Source organism: Mammaliicoccus sp. G-M28, assembly GCF_022386595.1.
Taxonomy (GTDB): Bacteria; Bacillota; Bacilli; order Staphylococcales; family Staphylococcaceae; genus Mammaliicoccus; species Mammaliicoccus fleurettii.
The window spans coordinates 134737-154161 of sequence record NZ_JAJNIF010000003.1 but is presented as its reverse complement, the minus strand read 5'-3'; the positions used below and the strand labels follow the sequence as shown (position 1 = coordinate 154161).

Below are 19425 nucleotides of genomic sequence, written 5' to 3'. Positions count from 1 at the left end.
AAAGAAGTAGCGTTCAATATATATTGTCATGTTTCGCACCAACCAACATGTCTCTTGTAGCAATATATGATTTACTCGGCTTCTTTATTAGTATTCTATTAGATTATAAGCACTGCGTTTTTAGATGTCAATTATTTCATAAAATCATATGGTGTTTTATCTTTCATATTAATCATCGGATCAATTTCATACATAGTCTCTTCAGTTAAAATCAAATTTTTCATTTGTATAGGCTCGTTTGTATTTTCATTATCTTTGTCATCTTGAAAATACATTTTTAATTTAGTATCGAATGAAGTCATCCGACCATGCCCTAGTGTTTGTATACCTTGGTTAAATGCTTTCTCTTCACCACAAATAACTAATGATTGTTTAGCACGTGTAAGTCCTGTGTATAAAATGTTCTTCTGCAACATTCTAAAGTATTGTCTGACGATAGGCATAATAACAATTGGAAATTCAGAACCTTGTGATTTGTGTATAGAACAACAGTAAGCATGCGTTATTTCTGATAAATCTTGTTTAGTATAAGTAATTTCATTTCCTTCATAATCTACAATTACGACATCTTTACCAAGTGCGTTTTCTTCTGCTTTATACACACCGATGACAACACCTATATCACCATTAAACACATTGTCATCTGGACGATTTATAAGTTGTAACACTTTATCATTTTCTCTATATTCAATATCACCATACTCTAAATACCTAGTCGATTCATCTTTAGGATTCAGTATATCCTGTAACAGCTCGTTTAATTTATTAATACCAGCTGGGCCACGATAAATTGGCGCTAACACTTGAATATCTTGCATATTATAGCCTTTGTTGACTGCACCTTGTACAACTTTTTCTACGACTGTTGCAATTTGATTACTGCTACATGGAATAAATGATCGATCATGATGTTTCTCATTAATTGAAACTGTCATACCATTTTTAATTTTATGAGCTAAATCAATAATTGAAGACCCTTCTTGTTGTCTATATACCTCAGTTAAATTAACTCTTGGTATTACTTCAGAATCAATCAAATCTTTAAATATTTGGCCAGGACCAACTGAAGGTAATTGATCTTCATCTCCAACGAAAATAATTTGAGCATAATCAGGTACTGCTCTTAAAAATTGATACATTAACCAAGTATCTACCATAGACATTTCATCCAATATAATTAAATGTGCATGTATATCATTATCTAGTACATCATCAGGCTGAGTATCTTTGCTCCACCCTATTAATCTGTGAATCGTCATAGCCTCTAAATCAGTTGATTCACTAAGCCTTTTAGCTGCACGTCCAGTTGGGGCAGCTAATACTATTGGAAAATCAGATCCTTCTTGATAATCGTCATAATTTAAACTCACACCGTGAATTTCAGAATATAATTCACATATTCCTCTTATAACGGTTGTTTTACCAGTACCAGGACCTCCAGTTAATAGCATCATTTTATTGTTAATTGCAGTTTCTAATGCTAATTTTTGTCCATCCGCATATGATACATCATTCATTTCTTCTATTTGCCCAATATGTAGTTGTAAATCACTTTTTTCAATGTCTTTCAATTCATCTTGATGTTGATATAGGCGATGTATAATTTGAACACTTTTAGCTTCCGAATAATATAAAGAAGGTAAAAAGCAGTTATTATCTTCGATTATAAGCTTTTTATCTTCATTCATTTCAATTATCACGCCATTTAATTGATCTTTATTTACCACTTCTGATTGATTATGATTTAACAGTTCGTATGCACCATTTATGAGAATATCTATCGGTAAATACGTATGACCATTTTGTAAGGACTGTTGATCTAAGAAATAGCTTAATCCAGCAATAAGTCGATCATGATGGTCTTTAGATATACCAACTTGTTCAGCAATTTGATCAGCTCTTTGGAAACCTATACCATTTATATCCATAACTAATCTATAAGGTGTTTGTTTAAGAACATTCAGTGTTTCTTCTTTATAGACTTGATATATAGACATTGCTAATTTAGGACCAAATCCAAGTTCATTAAGTTTAATCATAATGCGTTCTATAGCTTGATTTTCTCGTATAGATGCTGCAATCGTATCTCTTTTTTGTTTATTAAGCTTTGGTATTTCTTTCAATACATCTGGTTCATCAATAATTTTTTGAAGTGCATCTTCACCTAGTTTATCAACTATTGTTTCAGCAGTCTTTTTGCCTATACCTTTAAATAAATCACTAGATAAATAATGGATTACACCTTGTTTAGTTTGAGGTAGTTCTTTTTCAAAAGTTTCTGCTTGTAATTGCTTACCATATTTTGGATGGTTTGTAACTTTACCTTTAAAAAGATATGTTTCTCCTTCAACAATTTGAGGAAGATAACCAACAATTGTGACTTCTTGGTCAAAATCTTCATTTGAGTCCATCACATCTACTTTTATAACGGTATAGTAGTTATCACTATTTTGAAATAAGATTCGAATAACTTCACCTTTTACATGTGAAAGATCAAATAAAGATAAGTTTTCCAATGTTAGTCCTCCTCTTCTTGTAATTGTTCAAACATATTTATCGCATGACCACTTAGTAAATGATCTGGCTGAATGTTGACTGCTTTTCTAAAATAAATCAATGCTTCTTCTGGATCTTCATTTTTCATATACTTAGCTAATCCTAAATTGTATAATGCATCAACATGATTAGGGTCTTTTTCAAGTACATTTTCTAATTGTGAAATTGCTTCTTCAAACATTTCCAATTGGCAAAGTGTTAAACCATATTGAAAACCTATTTCTACATCATCAGAATTCAATTCATTTGCTCTCATAACGTAAGGCAATGCTTCAGTATGCGCACCTAACTCATTAAAACACATACCTAACATAAAGTTAGTATCAGAGTCATTTAACCCTTTTTGTATAGCAAATTGATATAGTTTAATCGCTTCGTCAAACCTTTGTTGATTGTAATATAAATTTGCAAGACTATAATATGCTCCACCGTGCTCTTCATTTACTGTTATTGCCTTTTGGAAGAACTTCTCTGCCTTTTCAAGTTCATCCGCTTCTGACAAAATAGTACCTGCATTAATATAATTTGTTACTTCATTTGGATTCTCTTCAATATTTTCAAATAAAAATTTGAGTGCTTGATCAAATTTTTTATTTTCTATTAATTTTACGATTTCATTTTCACTATGCATGATTTAACTCCTTTAAATATCATTAATTGTAATTATAACAAAAATAAATAGAGGTGCATCAGAAAAGATAGCACCTCTATGAATTTATACCATATAATCTAATTGTTTTTCAGTTTTGTAAACTTCATCAATAGTTGCGCCACCTAGACAAACTTCGCCATCATAAAGTACAACTGCTTGGCCGGGCGTGATTGCACGGACAGGTTGATCAAATGTCACTTTAATTTGATTGTCAGAAATTTTTTCAACTGTAACGTCTGTATCTTTTTGTCTATATCTAAATTTAGCTGAGCATTTCACAGGTTGTGAGAAATCTATGTCATTAACAAATGATATATCAGATGCAATTAAGTAATTACTATATAAAGCATCATGATGAAAACCTTGTTCTACATATAGAATATTTTCTTTTAAGTTTTTGCCAACTACAAACCAAGGATCACCGTCTCCGCCAATACCGAGTCCATGTCTTTGTCCAATAGTGTAATACATTAAACCTGTATGTTCACCCATATCAACACCATCTAAAGTTTGCATTTTACCATTTTGTGCAGGTAAATATTGAGATAGAAATGTTTTAAAGTTTTTTTCACCTATAAAACAAATACCAGTTGAATCTTTTTTCTTAGCAGTTGCTAAATTTTGTTCTTCTGCTATTCTTCTTACTTCACTTTTTTCTAATTCGCCAATTGGAAACATTACTTTAGATAATTGTTCTTCAGTAAGTTGATTTAAGAAATACGTTTGATCTTTATTATTATCTACTCCACGCAACATTTCTACTTTATCACCTTCACGATTTACTCGTGCATAGTGTCCTGTCGCTACGTAGTCAGCACCTAATTTCAAAGCATGATTTAAAAATGCTTTGAATTTAATTTCTTTATTACACATAACATCCGGATTAGGCGTTCTTCCTTTTTTATACTCATCTAAGAAATACGTGAATACTTTATCCCAATATTCTTGTTCAAAGTTCACCGCATAATATGGTATATCTAATTGGTTACAGACTTCTATTACATCGTTATAATCTTCAGTTGCTGTACATACACCATTTTCATCTGTATCGTCCCAGTTTTTCATAAATATTCCTACAACATCATAACCTTGTTCTTTCAATATATGTGCTGTTACAGAACTATCTACGCCCCCGCTCATTCCTACGACTACACGGGTAGATTGATTATTCATTTTCTTCCTCCTTAAATTGATTATATATTTTCATAATTGCATTTACGATATAGTTAATTTCTTCTTCTGTTGTTAATGAGCTAAAGCTAAATCTAACTGATTGCTTCACTCTTTCGTCCTCACCATACATAGCCTCTAATACATGTGAAGGTAAAGTTGATCCCGCTGTACAAGCTGAACCACTTGAAACGTATATATTAGACATGTCTAATAAAGTAAGCATCGTTTCAACTTCGATAAATGGAAAGTACAAATTCGTAATATGACCTGTTGTTTCAACCATGCTACCATTTAATTCAAATGGTATTGCTCGTTGCTGTAAGCCGACTATTAATTTTTCTTTTAAGTTCATTAAGTGAATATTATTCTCATCCATATGTTCATATGCATCCGTTAAAGCTGTTGCCATTCCACAAATATATGGAACATTTTCAGTACCAGCTCTTCTCTTAAGTTCTTGTTCTCCACCATGAATAAAGGTATCTAGCTGTAATCCTTTTTTTACTAATAGTGCGCCGATTCCTTTAGGACCACCAAATTTGTGTGCCGTAACACTTAACAAATCTATAGGCATTTCATCAAATTCAATTGGCATATGACCTATTGCTTGAACTGCATCAACATGAAAGGTAATATGACGCTCTTCCAAAATTTCAGCTATTTCATATAACGGTTGTACAGTACCAACCTCGTTGTTTACTAACATAATAGAAACTAATGTCGTTTCAGAAGTAATCGTTTGTTTTAATTCTTCTAAATCTATACTTCCTTCAGCATTCACATTTATATATGAAACATCAAAGCCATCACGTTCAAGTTCTTCAAAAACATGTAATACAGAATGATGCTCTATTCTACTCGTTATAATATGGTTGCCCAAATGTTTTCTTTTTTTCGCGATTCCTTTAATTGCTGTATTATTAGACTCTGTTGCACCGCTTGTAAAGATAACTTCATTTGGAGTAGCACCTAATATCGATGCAATTTCTCTTCTAGCTTGATCTAAATACTTCCTTCCATCTCTTCCAATAGAATGAATTGACGATGGATTGCCATAGTGTTCAGATAGTATTTCTGTTATTTTCTCTGTAACAATCGGTTTAACTGGAGTAGTTGCTGCATAATCTGCATATACTTTCATGTTGAACGTCCTTTCTTAGTTTTCAATGTACCTATTCTAGCACCAATTTAAGAAAATGACTAGAACTCTGTTTCTCTATTTCTTTCGTCGGTATATTGCTCTAATTCATTTAATTGATTTTTAATAGAATCAGCATTTAATGGATTCTCAATTTTAAGATTTTCATGTACCAAATCTAGATTCTTTATTGTCCAAATTTGATCTTTAAGCTTTTCTTTAAAATATTTATCATGTGAAATGATAAGTGTTGATCCTTGAAAAGATTGAATTAATTGTATGATTTTTTCTTGCATTTCAATATCAAAATAGTTAGTTGGCTCATCTAATATGAGTATATGTGGATTTGAAAAATACAATTTAACAAACTGTATTCTACATTTTTCACCCATAGATAAATTGGCAACAACATCATTAATTCTATTTTCATTAAAATAAAAATTCGCTAAAATTGTTCTTGCTTCCGCTTCTTTCATTTCTTGAATAGACATTATTTCTTCTAACACAGTATTTTTCATATTTAAGTTATTAAAATCTTGTGAAAAATAACCTATTTCTAATTCAGGATGTACGATTACTTCTCCCTCATCAGGTGTCAGTTGACCTAGTATCAACTTGATCAAAGTAGATTTACCTGAGCCATTTTGACCTTCAATGATAACATTTTGATTTCGCTTAATATGAAAAGAGACATCATTAAAAATAGGCTTTTCATTATATGAAAATGTCACATTTTCAAATTTAACTAAATAATGAGATTTGAAGGCGTGATGTTGCATTGAAAATGTTTTTCCTTCCTCTTCAGGATCTGATAAATTGGTTTGTTCAAGTTTTTTATTCATTTGATATTCTTTCGATTTAAACTTTTTCGCAAGCTTGCTAAGTTGTTTTTGTTGATAAGGATTTCTTACTGAAGCTTTTTGTGAAGCTTTTTGATACCATTCTTTATATTTTTTAATTGTTTCTTCAATTGCTCGTTGCTCTTTTTCTTGTTTTTCGTATTGTAGCTTAATCGTTTTATATTCTAAATCTTTTTGTTGCTTGTAATTGTCATACTGACCTGAGTATTTTGTTGCACCACTACTACTCAGTTCCAAAATTGCGTCTGGTGTTTCATTTAAAAAAGTCTTATCGTGAGAAACAAATAATATTGCACGTTTTTCTTGTTTAAATGCATTAGTTAACCATACTTTCATTTCTTCATCCATATGGTTAGTTGGTTCATCAATTAATAATAATCGTGCTTTATCTAATTTAACTTTCAAAAACGAAACTTTTGTTTGCTCACCACCACTTAAAGTAGAAATTAATTGATCAAAGTGCCTTTCTGTTAATCCTAACTTTTTTCCTTCAATTATAATGTTTTGCTCAATTTCGTAACCGTCTAATTCAATATATCTATTTATATTATCCAAATCACTTAGATTTTCTCTTAACGATGATAATTGTGGATAAGTTAACATAATATACTCCATGACATTTAAAGTTCCATATTTAGTTAAATCTTGTTCCATCATTGCTGTTTCAATATTTTCTTTATGATGGATTTTATTTAAAAGTGTAGATTTTCCGATACCATTTATGCCGACTATTGCCAAATGTTCATTTTCTTCAATAATAAATGTTAGTGAAGGTATGAGCAGTTTATTGTCAATCTCTAAAGACTTTTTTTCAAATAAAAATAGCATAATGTTGCCTCCTTATTCCATGCATTACACAGTAAGACACACCATTACACTATTTTAAAATATAATGGTAGCATCAAAATGTAGACATATTTATCCAATCATCATTGTGTAACACAATGGTATTTTTACGTTTTAACATGACGTCGTAAAAATTATTGGATATCCATGCCTATTATTGATGCCACCTCTCTTTAAATTTGGGTTTATTATAACTATAACTATGAAAATAGTCAACTTTTGTTGAGCAGTTAAATAGTGCAACAAGATTACGCTTGATATACTTGCCAATATACAATTAAGTAAGGAGAGTCATATAAATGAAATCTAATTTCCCAGTCTCTGCATTGAACCTTGTCCCATTAAGAAAGGGAGAAACAGAGCAAGACGCTATTAAAAACATGGTCACATTAGCACAAAATGTAGAGAAGTTAGGCTATGAAAGATACTGGATTGCTGAGCATCATAATGCACCTAACCTTGTAAGTTCAGCTACAGCTTTACTCATTCAACATACTTTAGAACATACTGATACAATACAAGTTGGTTCAGGTGGAATAATGCTACCAAATCATGCACCACTCGTTGTAGCAGAACAATTTGGCACAATGGCAACGATGTTTCCTGAAAGATTAAATTTAGGATTAGGACGAGCACCTGGTACTGATATGATGACAGCCTCAGCATTGAGACGTGACTCACATAAAGGTGTTTATACTTTTGGAGATGACATTAAACAATTACTACAATATTTTGGTCCAGAAGAAAATCAATCTTATGTTAGATCTTATCCAGGTGTAGATACAAACATACCCATTTATGTACTAGGATCTTCAACTGACTCTGCTCATTTAGCAGCGCGTTTAGGATTACCTTACGTTTTCGCAGCTCACTTTGCGCCAGAGCAAATGTCACAAGCTATAGAAATATATAGAGATTTATTTGAACCATCAGATTATTTAGACAAACCTTATGTAACAATTTGTTTAAATGTTATTATAGGAGAAACAGATGAAGAAGCAACATTCCTTTCATCAACAATGCATTTAATGTTTTTAGGAATTGTTAGAAATTCACGTTTACCTTTACAACCACCAACAGACCAATTAGAAAATATATGGTCACCACAAGAACAATACATGTCACAATCTAAGACAAACACTTCGTTTATTGGTAGTGAAGAAACAGTTAAACAACAATTTTTAGACTTCCAAGAAAAATATAACGTAGATGAAATAATGGCAGTTAGTTATATTTATGATTTAGATAAACAATATAAATCATTTGAATCATTCAAAAATATCGTTGATGATGTATATGGAGAATAATTAAGAGTAGACAAATTAAAAGAGTCCGGGGCCACAAAGCCCTGGACTCTTTTAATTTATTTCAAGTTACTATTTATGAATTCCTGAATACTACTATTAAATAATACACCACTATTATGACTATCTGGAACGCCACCATAATGTAGTCCAATTACTTGATTATGAGCATTAAATATTGGAGATCCTGAGTTACCACCATATGTACTTAAGTCATATGTTAAGTCACTACCTGAAGCAGACAATACATTACCTTTACTTTCCCATAATGTTGCGATTGGTTTATCTCCAGGATAACCTGTTACTGTAATGTCATCGCCTTTTTGAACAGTTGATGTGTTAGCTAATGTGGCTGGTTGTACCGCATCACCTATAGATTGTCCTTCACTATTTTTACCAACTGTTACGACAGCTAAATCTTCTCCACCTGGTGCTGTTTTATAATCAGTTGCTGTAAATGTTCCAGCTGGGTAATTTCCATTTCCATTTGCTGCTGGAGAAAATTTTAATACTGAAGCATCTCCATTTGTAGCATTTACAACGTGCTTATTTGTCAATACAGTATTTTTACCGATTACAACTCCAGAGGCTATCGATGTTCCACCAATTTCAGTAAAAGCAATTGATTGATAATGTGCTGATGTTGTATTAGTTATTTGTTCACGATCATTTTTAGGTAATATGACTCTTGATGAAGGATCATCCGTTTTGGCATTTGCTTCTAAAGGTAATCCTACAAAACTTAATAATAAAACTGCAACTACGGTTAATATGTAAGCTTTAATATTTTTCATATAATCTCCCCTTTTTTGTAGTGTACAACTATCTTAATATGAATATTAAATCAAAGGAGAAAATTACACTACTTAACCAAATTTCATGCCTAACTGTCATTACAATTCTTTTTAAAGTACAGTTAGGCATGAAATTAAAACAGTTAGGAATTTTTTCCATAAAAAAAGTAGAAATTCAAAGGAAACTGAATTTCTACTTTTTTATATCCCTTTCTGGTATTATTCTGCATACTGTACCAGATTTAATTGTTAAATGATTATATATAGAACATATACCCTTCTAATTCATCTTGATTTGTATAGTTTGCTAAATATTCTAAAGTTGTATTGTCTAATACTTCTTTAACAGCATCACGAATACGAATCCACAATTGTTGTTGTGCTGGTGGTTCATCTTCTATACCTTCAACTGGTGTAATTGGTCCTTCTAACAATCTAATCACATCACCAGCTGTTATATCTGATGGTGCTTTTTGTAATTGATAGCCCCCTTTGGCACCTCTTACACTTTTAATAAGACCAGCATTACGTAATGGTCCTACTAATTGTTCTAAATATAAATCACTTAAATCATTTTCTTCTGCGATAGACTTTAACGATGTACATCCTTGACCGTAACGCTTAGTCAACGATATCATAAGTGTTAAGCCATATCGGCCTTTAGTTGATATTTTCATGTACTACACCTCTTATTTTCTTTAAAAAATATTGTTAACTTATTTTATCATTTTTTATACAATTTGAGTAATTAGAAAGGTTGATCACAAATGAAAAACGAACCATTAGCATATAGAATGCGTCCTAAAACGATCGACGATGTTATAAGTCAAGAGCATTTAGTAGGTCCTAAAGCCATTATTAGAAGAATGGTCACTACTAAAAGATTAACTTCTATGATTTTTTATGGACCTCCAGGTATTGGTAAAACAAGTATTGCTCAAGCTATAGCTGGCAGTACTCAATATAAATTCAGACAACTAAACGCCGTTACTAATACGAAAAAAGATATGCAATTAGTAGTTGAAGAAGCGAAAATGTCTGGTCAAGTCATCCTTTTATTAGATGAAATTCACAGACTTGATAAGGCGAAACAAGATTTTCTCTTACCTCATTTAGAGTCTGGCAAAATCGTTCTTATTGGGGCAACAACATCAAATCCCTATCACGCCATAAATCCAGCAATAAGAAGTAGAACGCAAATCTTTGAACTTTTCCCATTAGAAGAATCTGATATTGTGATTGCTTTAAATAGAGCTTTGGAAGATGCAGAAAACGGTTTGGCAACATATGCACCCGAAGTAGATGATGATGCTATTCAGTATTTTGCAAAAGCTAGTTATGGGGATGTTAGAAGTGCTTTAAATGCATTAGAACTAGCTGTATTAAGTGCTGAAATACTCGATGAAAAGCGTCATGTTACAATTGAAGATGCTCAAGTGTGCATTCAAAAAAATGCTTTTCAACATGATAAGGATGGCGACCAACATTATGACGTTATGAGTGCATTCCAAAAATCAATAAGAGGTAGCGATGTTGATGCTGCTTTACATTATTTAGCTAGACTAATTGAAGCAGGCGATTTACCTACCATTGCAAGACGTTTACTTGTTATTAGTTATGAAGATATTGGCTTAGCTTCACCAGGTGCAGCTGCAAGAACGTTATCTGCTATTGAGGCAAGTGAACGTCTAGGCTTTCCAGAAGCACGTATACCACTTAGTCAAGCTGTAATCGAATTATGTTTATCTCCTAAATCGAACTCAGCGATTGTATCTATAGACGAAGCTTTATCTGATATTAGAAATGGCAAAGCTGGTTTAGTTCCTAAACATTTAAAAGATGGACATTATCAAGGCGCTAAAGAATTAGGAAATGCCATTGGATATAAATATCCACATAACTATGAAAATAGTTATGTGGAACAACAATATTTACCTGACACCCTAAAAAACAAGCAATATTATCATCCTAAACTAACATCCAAATCTGAACAAAAATTTGCTGAAATATATAAAAACTTAAAAAAATGAGGCTGGATATGTCCAGTCTCATTTTTATTTCAAAGTCTTTATTATTTATCTTTGACTCTTTTTACTGGTATATCTTTTAATATATTATTAACGACATAACTCGCACAAATTAAACCTACAACACTAGGCACAAACGCATTTGATGATGGAGGCATTTGAGCTTTTCTCACTTTTGCATTTTTATCTCTAACAACTTCTTTAACATCTTCACGAATCATAATTGGACTTTCATCACTAAAGACTACTTTAATTCCTTTATGAATTCCCATCTTTCTTAATTTAAGACGTATAATTTTCGCCATTGGATCAGTATGTGTTTTAGAGATATCTGCGATTTCAAATTTAGTTGGATCTGTCTTATTAGCAGCACCCATACTTGAAATAACGTCTATACCTCTTTCTAAACATTCTTTCATTAAGTGAACTTTATACATAATAGTATCACTTGCATCTACAAAATAATCAATATCATACTCATTGAATAACGCTTCATATGTTTCTTCTGTATAAAACATGTGGAGTGACGTTACTTTACAGTCAGGATTGATTAATTTGATACGCTCTTCCATTAAATCAACTTTAGATTGGCCAATTGTAGTTGTTAAAGCATGTAATTGTCTATTTACATTTGTTATGTCTACATCGTCTTTGTCTATTAATATTATATGTCCGATATTTGTTCTAGCTAATGCTTCGGCTGCAAATGATCCTACGCCGCCAACACCAAGTACAACAACTGTTTTACTTTTCAGTAGGTCTAAACCTTCTTTTCCTACAGCTAATTCATTTCTTGAAAATTGATGTTTCATAGTTTAATTAACTCCTTTACACAAAAATACGCAAGACATAAAGTCTTGCGTACCGATAGAATCCAATTGTGCCGTAATATTAAGTGCTCGATCATTTTGGCCTGCTATATACAGGTGGGTGCCCTGTTTCTTATTTTGCATGTCCTCCTTACGAGGCGTATGCGCTATTAAGAAAACCAATTAAGCTCCCTTGATCAAAAGTGTTAGGTCAAAATATAAAAAGCTTATTACGAACACTTCAGATGACTACCTTATAAATTTATTTTATCATAATTCTTCTAAATAACAAGTATTTAAACTTTTAATTATTTTTCATCTAAATCAAGTTGCAAATGTAATTCATGTAACTGACTATCAGATACTTTACTTGGTGCATCTGTTAATAAACATGAAGCACTTGCAGTCTTAGGAAATGCAATTGTATCTCTTAAGTTTGTTCTGCCTGATAAAAGCATTACTAGTCTATCAAGACCCAATGCGATACCACCGTGTGGAGGCGCACCATATTTAAATGCTTCAATTAAGAATCCAAATTGTTCTTGAGCTTGTTCTTCAGTAAATCCAAGCGCTTTAAACATTTTTTCTTGAAGTTCAGATTTATGAATTCTAATAGAACCTCCACCTAATTCAAAACCATTAAGAACAATGTCATAAGCATTAGCTTCAACATTAGTTGGGTCTGTTTCCAACATTTCTTCATGCTCTTTTTTAGGAGCTGTAAACGGATGATGAGCAGCTACATAACGATTTGAATCTTCGTCATATTCAAATAATGGCCAATCTGTTACCCATAAGAAATTATATTTGTTAGGATCGATTAATCCACGTTCTTTACCAAGTTTGTTTCTTAATTGTGCTAAACTTGCTGCAACAACATCTTTCTTATCTGCTACAAATAATACTAAATCTCCAGCATTTGCTTGTGTATTACTTAATAATTCAGCAGCATGTTCTTCGCTAAAGAATTTACTAATAGGTCCATTTAATCCTTCGTCTGTTACTTTCACCCATGCTAATCCTTTTGCTCCGTAAATATTTGCGAAAGCTTGTAATTGATCAATATCTTTTCTTGAATAATCATTTGCTGCACCTTCTACAACAATTGCTTTAACTTCTCCACCATTTTCAACAGTAGATTTAAATACTTTAAAGTCCATTTTGGCTGCAAGTTCAGATAAATTTATTAATTCCATACCAAATCTTGTGTCTGGTTTATCAATTCCGTATCTATCCATCGCTTCAGCATAAGTCATACGTGGGAATGGAGTAGTAATATCAATACCTTTGACATCTTTCATAATACGTTTCATTAAACCTTCATTCATTTTGATAACATCTTCTTGATCTACGAAACTCATTTCAATATCAATTTGAGTAAATTCAGGTTGTCTATCTGCTCTTAAATCTTCATCTCTAAAACATTTAACAATTTGATAGTATTTATCAAATCCACCAATCATTAATAACTGTTTAAATATTTGAGGTGATTGAGGTAAAGCATAAAATTCACCATCGTGAACTCTTGAAGGTACAAGATAGTCTCTAGCCCCTTCAGGTGTTGATTTTGTTAATACAGGTGTTTCAACTTCATAAAATTCACCTTCATCTAAATAATTTCTGACTGAACGTGTAATTTGATGTCTCATTTTGAACGTTTGAGCTAAACTTTCTCTTCTTAAATCTATATAACGATATTTCAAACGTACGTTTTCATCAATATCATTCATATCTGTAATAGAAAATGGTGGTGTTTCTGACTCATTTAAAATAATGATATCAGATACTTGTACTTCTACTTTACCCGTTTTGATTTTGTCATTAACTGACTTTTCATCTCTTTTAGTTACTAGTCCTTTTACTTGAATAACGTATTCAGAACGAACCTTTTCAGCAACATTCAACGCTTCTTGAGAGAAATCAGGATTAAAGACAATTTGTACGACACCTTCACGGTCACGTAAATCAATAAAAATTAATCCACCTAAGTCACGTCTTTTTTGAACCCATCCATTTAAAGTAACTGTTTGTCCAATATATTCTTCCGTAATTTTTCCAGAGTATGTTGTTCTCTTATCCATTATGATTCCACCTTTAAATAATTCTCTAATTCTGATAATGACACAAGTGTCTTCTCACCTGTCTCCATATTTTTCACTTCAATTTCTTCTTTTTCTAATTCATTGTCACCAATAACTATTGTATTTCTAGCATTCAATCTATCTGCTTGTTTCATTTGGCCTTTTAACTTTCTGCCAAGATAATCTTTATCACAACTTATACCAGCAATTCTTAGTTTGTTGATTAGTTGAACTGAGAATTGATCAGCTTTTTCACCCATAGTCGCAATGAATAAATCAATCGTATCTTCTTGTTCTATTTCAATTCCTTCTGCTTCAAGTGCAAGCAATAATCTTTCAATACTCAATGCAAATCCTATACCTGTCTCTTTTGGACCGTCTAGTAATTCTAATAAGCCATTATATCTGCCACCACCACATAACGTAGTAATTGCCCCAAATCCTTCAGCATTACTCATTACTTCAAAAGCAGTGTGTGTATAATAATCTAATCCTCTAACAAGATTCGTGTCAATTTCATAGTCAATACCTATTTCATCTAATAAGTATTTAACATCATCAAAGTATTGTTTAGAATAATCATTTAAGTATTCTGTAATTTTCGGTGCATTTTTAACCGCTTCTTTATCTCTATCAACCTTACAATCAAGGATACGCATTGGATTAGTGTATAATCTACTTTGACAATCACTACAGAAAGTATCAATCACTGGCTCAAAGTGAGCTTGTAATGCTTTCGTATAATCTGCTCTCGATTCAGCATCACCAATACTATTTATAACGAGTTTCAAATCTTTTAATCCAAATGATTTATAAATGTGAACAAGCATAGATATGATTTCAACATCTATTGACGGATTTTCTGAACCAATTGCTTCTACACCAAATTGAACAAATTGGCGATAACGTCCTTTTTGTTTTCTTTCGTATCGGAACATTGGACCATTATAATATAATTTTACTGGTTGATTAGGTTCGCCTTGCATTTTATTTTCAATGTAACTTCTAACGACACCTGCAGTGCCTTCAGGTCTTAATGTAATACTTCTATCACCTTTATCTTTAAAAGTGTACATTTCTTTTTGTACTACATCAGTTGAATCACCTACACCTCTACTAAATAACTCAGTACTCTCAAAGATAGGCGTTCTAATTTCTTTATAATTATATAATCTCATTAATTCGTGCAATTTATTTTCAATGTATTGCCATTTATAAGTATCTTTTGGTAATAAATCTTGTGTTCCACGTGGTATATTTATCATAAAAATTCCTCCTTTAAAATATAAAAAGTCCCTTGTATGTATTTACATACAAGGGACGAATTCTCCGTGTTGCCACCCTAATTAGTATTCAATTAGTTTGAATACTCACTTAACAACATGTTAACGGGTGTTAACCGATCTTACTTTCATAAGATTCCCTCTTCTTGTGTTCAAAAGTACACTCGGTATCCTTATAACTCTCAGCAACTGTTATAATCTCTGTCCTCTACCTGAATTGTATACTATTCAAGAATATACGGTATATAAGATATTTAATAATTTATATTAATATTAAACCCATAAGTAGAATCAGTCAATATCTAATTTGAAAAGTAAACTTTCAATCCATCTACTATTCCAGATTCAACTATATGTCGATATTTTCGATCTACTATTAAATCTTCATCAGTTGGATTACTAATATATCCTAATTCTAATAATACACCAGGCATTTTAGTTTGACGAATAACTTGGAAGTTTTCGTTTCTAACGCCTCTATCTGAAAGAATTGATTTTTGATTAATGGATGTGTGTAACGTTTTTGCAAAATCTTGTTGACTATCATGATGATAATAAACAGTTAAGCCATGAGGTCCAGATGAATCAAGAGCATCATTGTGAATGCTTATAAATACATCCCCATCTTCTTGTCTGTCTTTTAATTTAATGTACTCATCTTTATCTCTTGTCATTTTAACTTTTGCGCCTTCATCTTCTAGCATCTTTTTAAGTTCTTTAGCTGTTTTTAAAGTAATTTCTTTTTCAGTTACATTTTTATTTTTAGAACTCGACGCACCTTGATCACTACCGCCATGACCAGGATCTAACACAATAACTTTATCTTTTAACGGTTTTAAAACTGGATTTACATCTTCTTTTATATCTAAATTAGTATGCCATCCAGCTATCCAGCCTTTTTCATTATTATCATTTTTAACTTCAAACCATTTATCTTGTCTATCCGTAATTTCAAAATCATCACCTTTTTTGACATCAAAAATGATTGGATAATATGCTGCTGGTCCAGTCCTTAGCTCATTATCTTCTTTCATGGTTAATGTCTTAGGTTCACCTTCATTAGGTATTATTAAATTTATAATAATAATCAATAATACTAATAGTAAAACAGCTGCACTTATAACTGGTACTGGCTTTATCTTTCTTTTTTTAAACCATAAATTAATTCGGTTCATTGAATGTTACCATCCTTACTCTCAAAAATAATTGTAATAGGTCCATCATTCGTTAAAGCCACTTCCATATGTGCGCCAAATTCACCTGTTTTTACTTTAATATTATATGCTTCTAGTTGCTCATTAAAATATTCGTATATTTTTAAAGCTTCGTCTGGACTTTTCGCATTCGAAAATCCTGGTCGATTCCCTTTCTTAACGGAAGCATAAATCGTAAATTGTGATATAGATAATATTTCACCTTCGACTTGATGAATATCTAAATTCATTTTTCCATCACTATCTTCAAATATTCTAGTTTTTGCAATTTTCTTAGCTAGAACTTCTGCATCTTTATAAGTTGATTCTTCTCCTACACCAACTAATAATAAAAAACCTTTATTTATTGCATTTTGAGTATTATCAGATGTTACTTTTGCTTGGCTGACTTTTTGCAAAACAACTTTCAAAAACATTCACCTCTTAATTCCATACACGACTAACTGTATAAATATCACCTAATTGTTTAATGCGATCAACGATTCTATAGACATCATTGACATTTTTAACCATAACACTAATGTTTATAACAGCATTTTTATCTATATCAGCTTTTCCAGAAACTTTTACTAATTGTACTTTAATTGCATTAACAACTTGTAATACTTCATTGAGTAAACCATTTCTGTCATATCCGGTAATTTCTAAATCTACTTGGTAATTCTTTTGTTCATTGATGTTCTTAACCCATTCGACATTTATTAAGCGTTCTGTTTCGTTTACAATGTTAGGACAATCTTTGCGATGTACTTTAACACCATGACCTTTTGTAATATATCCTATAATTTCATCACCAGGTATTGGATTACAACATTTTGAAAGTTTGATTAGCATATTATCTAAACCTTCAACATAAACACCGGTTTCAGTTCGAATATCTTCTTTAATCGGGATTGATTTACTTACTTCTTGAACTTGGTTAAGTGATTGTTTTTTACGTTCTTGTCTAATTTTCTCTGAAAGTCTATTCACAGCTTGTAATGAAGTAATACCTCCAAAACCTACTGCTGCATATAAGTCAGATTCATTTGAGAAATTGTATTTGTCATTTACGATTTTGATATTTTCTGAAGTAAGTACTTCATCAACATTAAATCCTTGTTCTTTAATTTCTGCTTCTATCATAAATTTACCTTTTTCAATATTGGCAGAGCGATCTTGCTTTTTAAAGAAACTACGAATTTTACTTTTTGCACTTGAAGAACGGACAATCTTTAACCAATCTCGACTTGGTCCATAAGAATGTTTGCTTGTCCTAATCTCTACAATATCCCCAGTTGATAATTTATAATCGATCGGTACTATTTTTCCGTTCACTTTTGCACCGATCATTTTATTGCCTATCTCACTATGTACAGAATATGCAAAATCAATTGGCACTGCACCATATGGTAATTCAACAACATCACTTTCTGGTGTGAATACATAAACTTTATCACTCTGTAAATCATACTTTAATGACTCCATAAATTCTTCTGCATCTGGAGACGTGTTGTCTGTTTCAGCTATTTCTTGTAACCAGCTCATTTTTTGTAAATATTCTTCTGATTTATTGCTTAAATTTTTTCCTTCTTTATAAGCCCAATGCGCTGCAACACCATGCTCAGCTATTTCATGCATTTCATATGTTCTAATTTGAATTTCTAGAGGGTCACCATTCGGACCAACAACTGTTGTATGGAGTGACTGATACATATTTTGTTTGGGCATAGCAATATAATCTTTAAATCTACCAGGCATAGGTTTCCATAATGTGTGTACAAGTCCTAGCACTGCATAACAATCTTTAATAGATGGCACAATTACTCTAATAGCCAATAAATCAAAAATTTGTTCGAATTGTTTTTTTTGCTTAACCATTTTTCTATAAATGCTGTAAATATGTTTCGGTCTACCACTAATATCGCCAGAAATATTCATAACTTCCATTTCTGAACTAATATCTCTAATAGCATTTGAAATATATGTTTCACGTTCACTTCTTTTCTTTTTCATGAGATTAACAATTCTGAAATATTGAACACTGTCAATATATCTTAATGAGATATCTTCTAATTCCCATTTAATTGTATTAATCCCTAACCTATGTGCAAGTGGTGCATAGATTTCTAACGTTTCTTTAGCAATTCTTTTTTGCTTTTCTTTAGGCATTGCCTTTAAAGTTCTAACATTATGTAGTCTATCAGCTAATTTAACTAAAATTACACGGACATCTTTAGCGATAGCTATAAATAATTTACGATGATTTTCAGCTTGTTGAGTTTCTTTCGATTTATATTTAACTTTTTTTAATTTAGTAACACCATCAACGATTATTGCAACTTCTTCGTTAAACATTTCTACTAAGTCATCATACGTATAAGGTGTATCCTCAATAACATCATGAAGGAATCCAGCAACAATTGTCGGACCATCCAATTTCATCTCTGTTAAAATACCAGCAACTTGTATAGGGTGCATAATGTAAGGCAAATTATTCTTTCTAATTTGTCCTTGATGCGCTTTAAAAGCCAAATCATAACTTTTTTCAACTAGACGATATGCATCTGCAGATAAATAGCTTTTAGCTTTATATAATACATCATCAGCACTATAAGGATATTCTTTATTCATAGGGACACCACCTCATCATATTAAATCTCTTTAATATTACTATTATAGCAATTTTTAATAGTAATACGCCACCGT

The 19425-nt window shown here is 31.6% G+C and carries 15 protein-coding genes and 1 other RNA gene; 2 read left to right on the top strand and 14 right to left on the bottom strand.

Annotation, left to right across the window (positions count from 1 at the left end):
* Positions 1-131 precede the first annotated feature (131 nt).
* The 5 genes from recD2 to sal(C) form a co-directional block, all read right to left on the bottom strand.
* Positions 132-2516 carry an SF1B family DNA helicase RecD2 gene (recD2, locus tag LQ609_RS04445; RefSeq protein ID WP_078356474.1) on the bottom strand — a complete coding sequence of 795 codons (2385 nt, stop codon included), beginning with the start codon at positions 2514-2516 and terminating at the stop codon, positions 132-134.
* Between the two features lie 2 nt (positions 2517-2518).
* Complete coding sequence (locus LQ609_RS04440; protein WP_078356473.1) at positions 2519-3187, bottom strand: tetratricopeptide repeat protein; 669 nt, start codon at positions 3185-3187, stop codon at positions 2519-2521.
* A gap of 84 nt (positions 3188-3271) precedes the next feature.
* The gene (gene mnmA / locus LQ609_RS04435) at positions 3272-4381 is read right to left on the bottom strand and encodes a tRNA 2-thiouridine(34) synthase MnmA (RefSeq protein WP_078356472.1); all 1110 of its coding nucleotides are present in this window, start codon (positions 4379-4381) and stop codon (positions 3272-3274) included.
* Positions 4374-5522 carry a cysteine desulfurase family protein gene (locus LQ609_RS04430; protein WP_078356471.1) on the bottom strand — a complete coding sequence of 383 codons (1149 nt, stop codon included), beginning with the start codon at positions 5520-5522 and terminating at the stop codon, positions 4374-4376. Before LQ609_RS04430 ends, mnmA begins: the two co-directional genes overlap by 8 nt.
* A 59-nt stretch (positions 5523-5581) precedes the next feature.
* Positions 5582-7207 carry an ABC-F type ribosomal protection protein Sal(C) gene (gene sal(C) / locus LQ609_RS04425; RefSeq protein ID WP_078356470.1) on the bottom strand — a complete coding sequence of 542 codons (1626 nt, stop codon included), beginning with the start codon at positions 7205-7207 and terminating at the stop codon, positions 5582-5584.
* A gap of 317 nt (positions 7208-7524) precedes the next feature.
* Between sal(C) and LQ609_RS04420 the strand changes: the two genes are divergently transcribed.
* Positions 7525-8532, top strand: coding sequence for an LLM class flavin-dependent oxidoreductase (locus tag LQ609_RS04420; protein ID WP_078356469.1), 1008 nt, complete (start codon positions 7525-7527; stop codon positions 8530-8532).
* A 56-nt stretch (positions 8533-8588) separates the two neighbouring features.
* Here the strand turns inward: LQ609_RS04420 and LQ609_RS04415 are convergent, their stop codons facing one another.
* Positions 8589-9323: a trypsin-like serine peptidase gene (locus LQ609_RS04415; RefSeq protein WP_078356468.1), complete on the bottom strand. Its 735-nt coding sequence runs from the start codon at positions 9321-9323 to the stop codon at positions 8589-8591.
* 257 nt (positions 9324-9580) lie between these two features.
* Positions 9581-10000: a cysteine metabolism transcriptional regulator CymR gene (gene cymR / locus LQ609_RS04410; RefSeq protein WP_078356467.1), complete on the bottom strand. Its 420-nt coding sequence runs from the start codon at positions 9998-10000 to the stop codon at positions 9581-9583.
* A 90-nt stretch (positions 10001-10090) separates the two neighbouring features.
* On the opposite strand from cymR, the gene LQ609_RS04405 reads away from it, so the two are divergent.
* The gene (locus LQ609_RS04405; protein WP_078356466.1) at positions 10091-11353 is read left to right on the top strand and encodes a replication-associated recombination protein A; all 1263 of its coding nucleotides are present in this window, start codon (positions 10091-10093) and stop codon (positions 11351-11353) included.
* Positions 11354-11394: 41 nt separating this feature from the next.
* Here the strand turns inward: LQ609_RS04405 and LQ609_RS04400 are convergent, their stop codons facing one another.
* The 7 genes from LQ609_RS04400 to LQ609_RS04370 all read right to left on the bottom strand — a co-directional run bounded on the left by LQ609_RS04400 (position 11395) and on the right by LQ609_RS04370 (position 19350).
* The gene (locus tag LQ609_RS04400) at positions 11395-12162 is read right to left on the bottom strand and encodes a tRNA threonylcarbamoyladenosine dehydratase (protein WP_239734371.1); all 768 of its coding nucleotides are present in this window, start codon (positions 12160-12162) and stop codon (positions 11395-11397) included.
* A gap of 55 nt (positions 12163-12217) precedes the next feature.
* A non-coding RNA gene (ssrS, locus tag LQ609_RS04395) (6S RNA) lies at positions 12218-12410 on the bottom strand.
* A 57-nt stretch (positions 12411-12467) separates the two neighbouring features.
* Positions 12468-14240, bottom strand: coding sequence for an aspartate--tRNA ligase (gene aspS, locus LQ609_RS04390; protein WP_078356464.1), 1773 nt, complete (start codon positions 14238-14240; stop codon positions 12468-12470).
* On the bottom strand, positions 14240-15505 hold the full coding sequence (gene hisS, locus LQ609_RS04385) for a histidine--tRNA ligase (protein WP_078356463.1): 1266 nt from the start codon (positions 15503-15505) through the stop codon (positions 14240-14242). Before hisS ends, aspS begins: the two co-directional genes overlap by 1 nt.
* A 320-nt stretch (positions 15506-15825) precedes the next feature.
* The gene (locus LQ609_RS04380) at positions 15826-16698 is read right to left on the bottom strand and encodes an N-acetylmuramoyl-L-alanine amidase family protein (RefSeq protein WP_078356462.1); all 873 of its coding nucleotides are present in this window, start codon (positions 16696-16698) and stop codon (positions 15826-15828) included.
* On the bottom strand, positions 16695-17147 hold the full coding sequence (gene dtd / locus LQ609_RS04375; RefSeq protein WP_078356461.1) for a D-aminoacyl-tRNA deacylase: 453 nt from the start codon (positions 17145-17147) through the stop codon (positions 16695-16697). Before dtd ends, LQ609_RS04380 begins: the two co-directional genes overlap by 4 nt.
* Before the next feature lie 13 nt (positions 17148-17160).
* Complete coding sequence (locus tag LQ609_RS04370) at positions 17161-19350, bottom strand: RelA/SpoT family protein (RefSeq protein ID WP_115337365.1); 2190 nt, start codon at positions 19348-19350, stop codon at positions 17161-17163.
* Positions 19351-19425: the final 75 nt, after the last annotated feature.

Bases quoted from the DNA above. Each gene is read 5' to 3' on its own strand.
- LQ609_RS04380 (WP_078356462.1), bottom strand. From the start codon at position 16,698: ATGAACCGAATTAATTTATGGTTTAAAAAAAGAAAGATAAAGCCAGTA.
- LQ609_RS04420 (WP_078356469.1), top strand. From the start codon at position 7,525: ATGAAATCTAATTTCCCAGTCTCTGCATTGAACCTTGTCCCATTAAGA.
- hisS (WP_078356463.1), bottom strand. From the start codon at position 15,505: ATGATAAATATACCACGTGGAACACAAGATTTATTACCAAAAGATACT.
- LQ609_RS04405 (WP_078356466.1), top strand. From the start codon at position 10,091: ATGAAAAACGAACCATTAGCATATAGAATGCGTCCTAAAACGATCGAC.
- LQ609_RS04430 (WP_078356471.1), bottom strand. From the start codon at position 5,522: ATGAAAGTATATGCAGATTATGCAGCAACTACTCCAGTTAAACCGATT.
- mnmA (WP_078356472.1), bottom strand. From the start codon at position 4,381: ATGAATAATCAATCTACCCGTGTAGTCGTAGGAATGAGCGGGGGCGTA.
- LQ609_RS04370 (WP_115337365.1), bottom strand. From the start codon at position 19,350: ATGAATAAAGAATATCCTTATAGTGCTGATGATGTATTATATAAAGCT.
- LQ609_RS04415 (WP_078356468.1), bottom strand. From the start codon at position 9,323: ATGAAAAATATTAAAGCTTACATATTAACCGTAGTTGCAGTTTTATTA.
- aspS (WP_078356464.1), bottom strand. From the start codon at position 14,240: ATGGATAAGAGAACAACATACTCTGGAAAAATTACGGAAGAATATATT.
- LQ609_RS04440 (WP_078356473.1), bottom strand. From the start codon at position 3,187: ATGCATAGTGAAAATGAAATCGTAAAATTAATAGAAAATAAAAAATTT.
- cymR (WP_078356467.1), bottom strand. From the start codon at position 10,000: ATGAAAATATCAACTAAAGGCCGATATGGCTTAACACTTATGATATCG.
- LQ609_RS04400 (WP_239734371.1), bottom strand. From the start codon at position 12,162: ATGAAACATCAATTTTCAAGAAATGAATTAGCTGTAGGAAAAGAAGGT.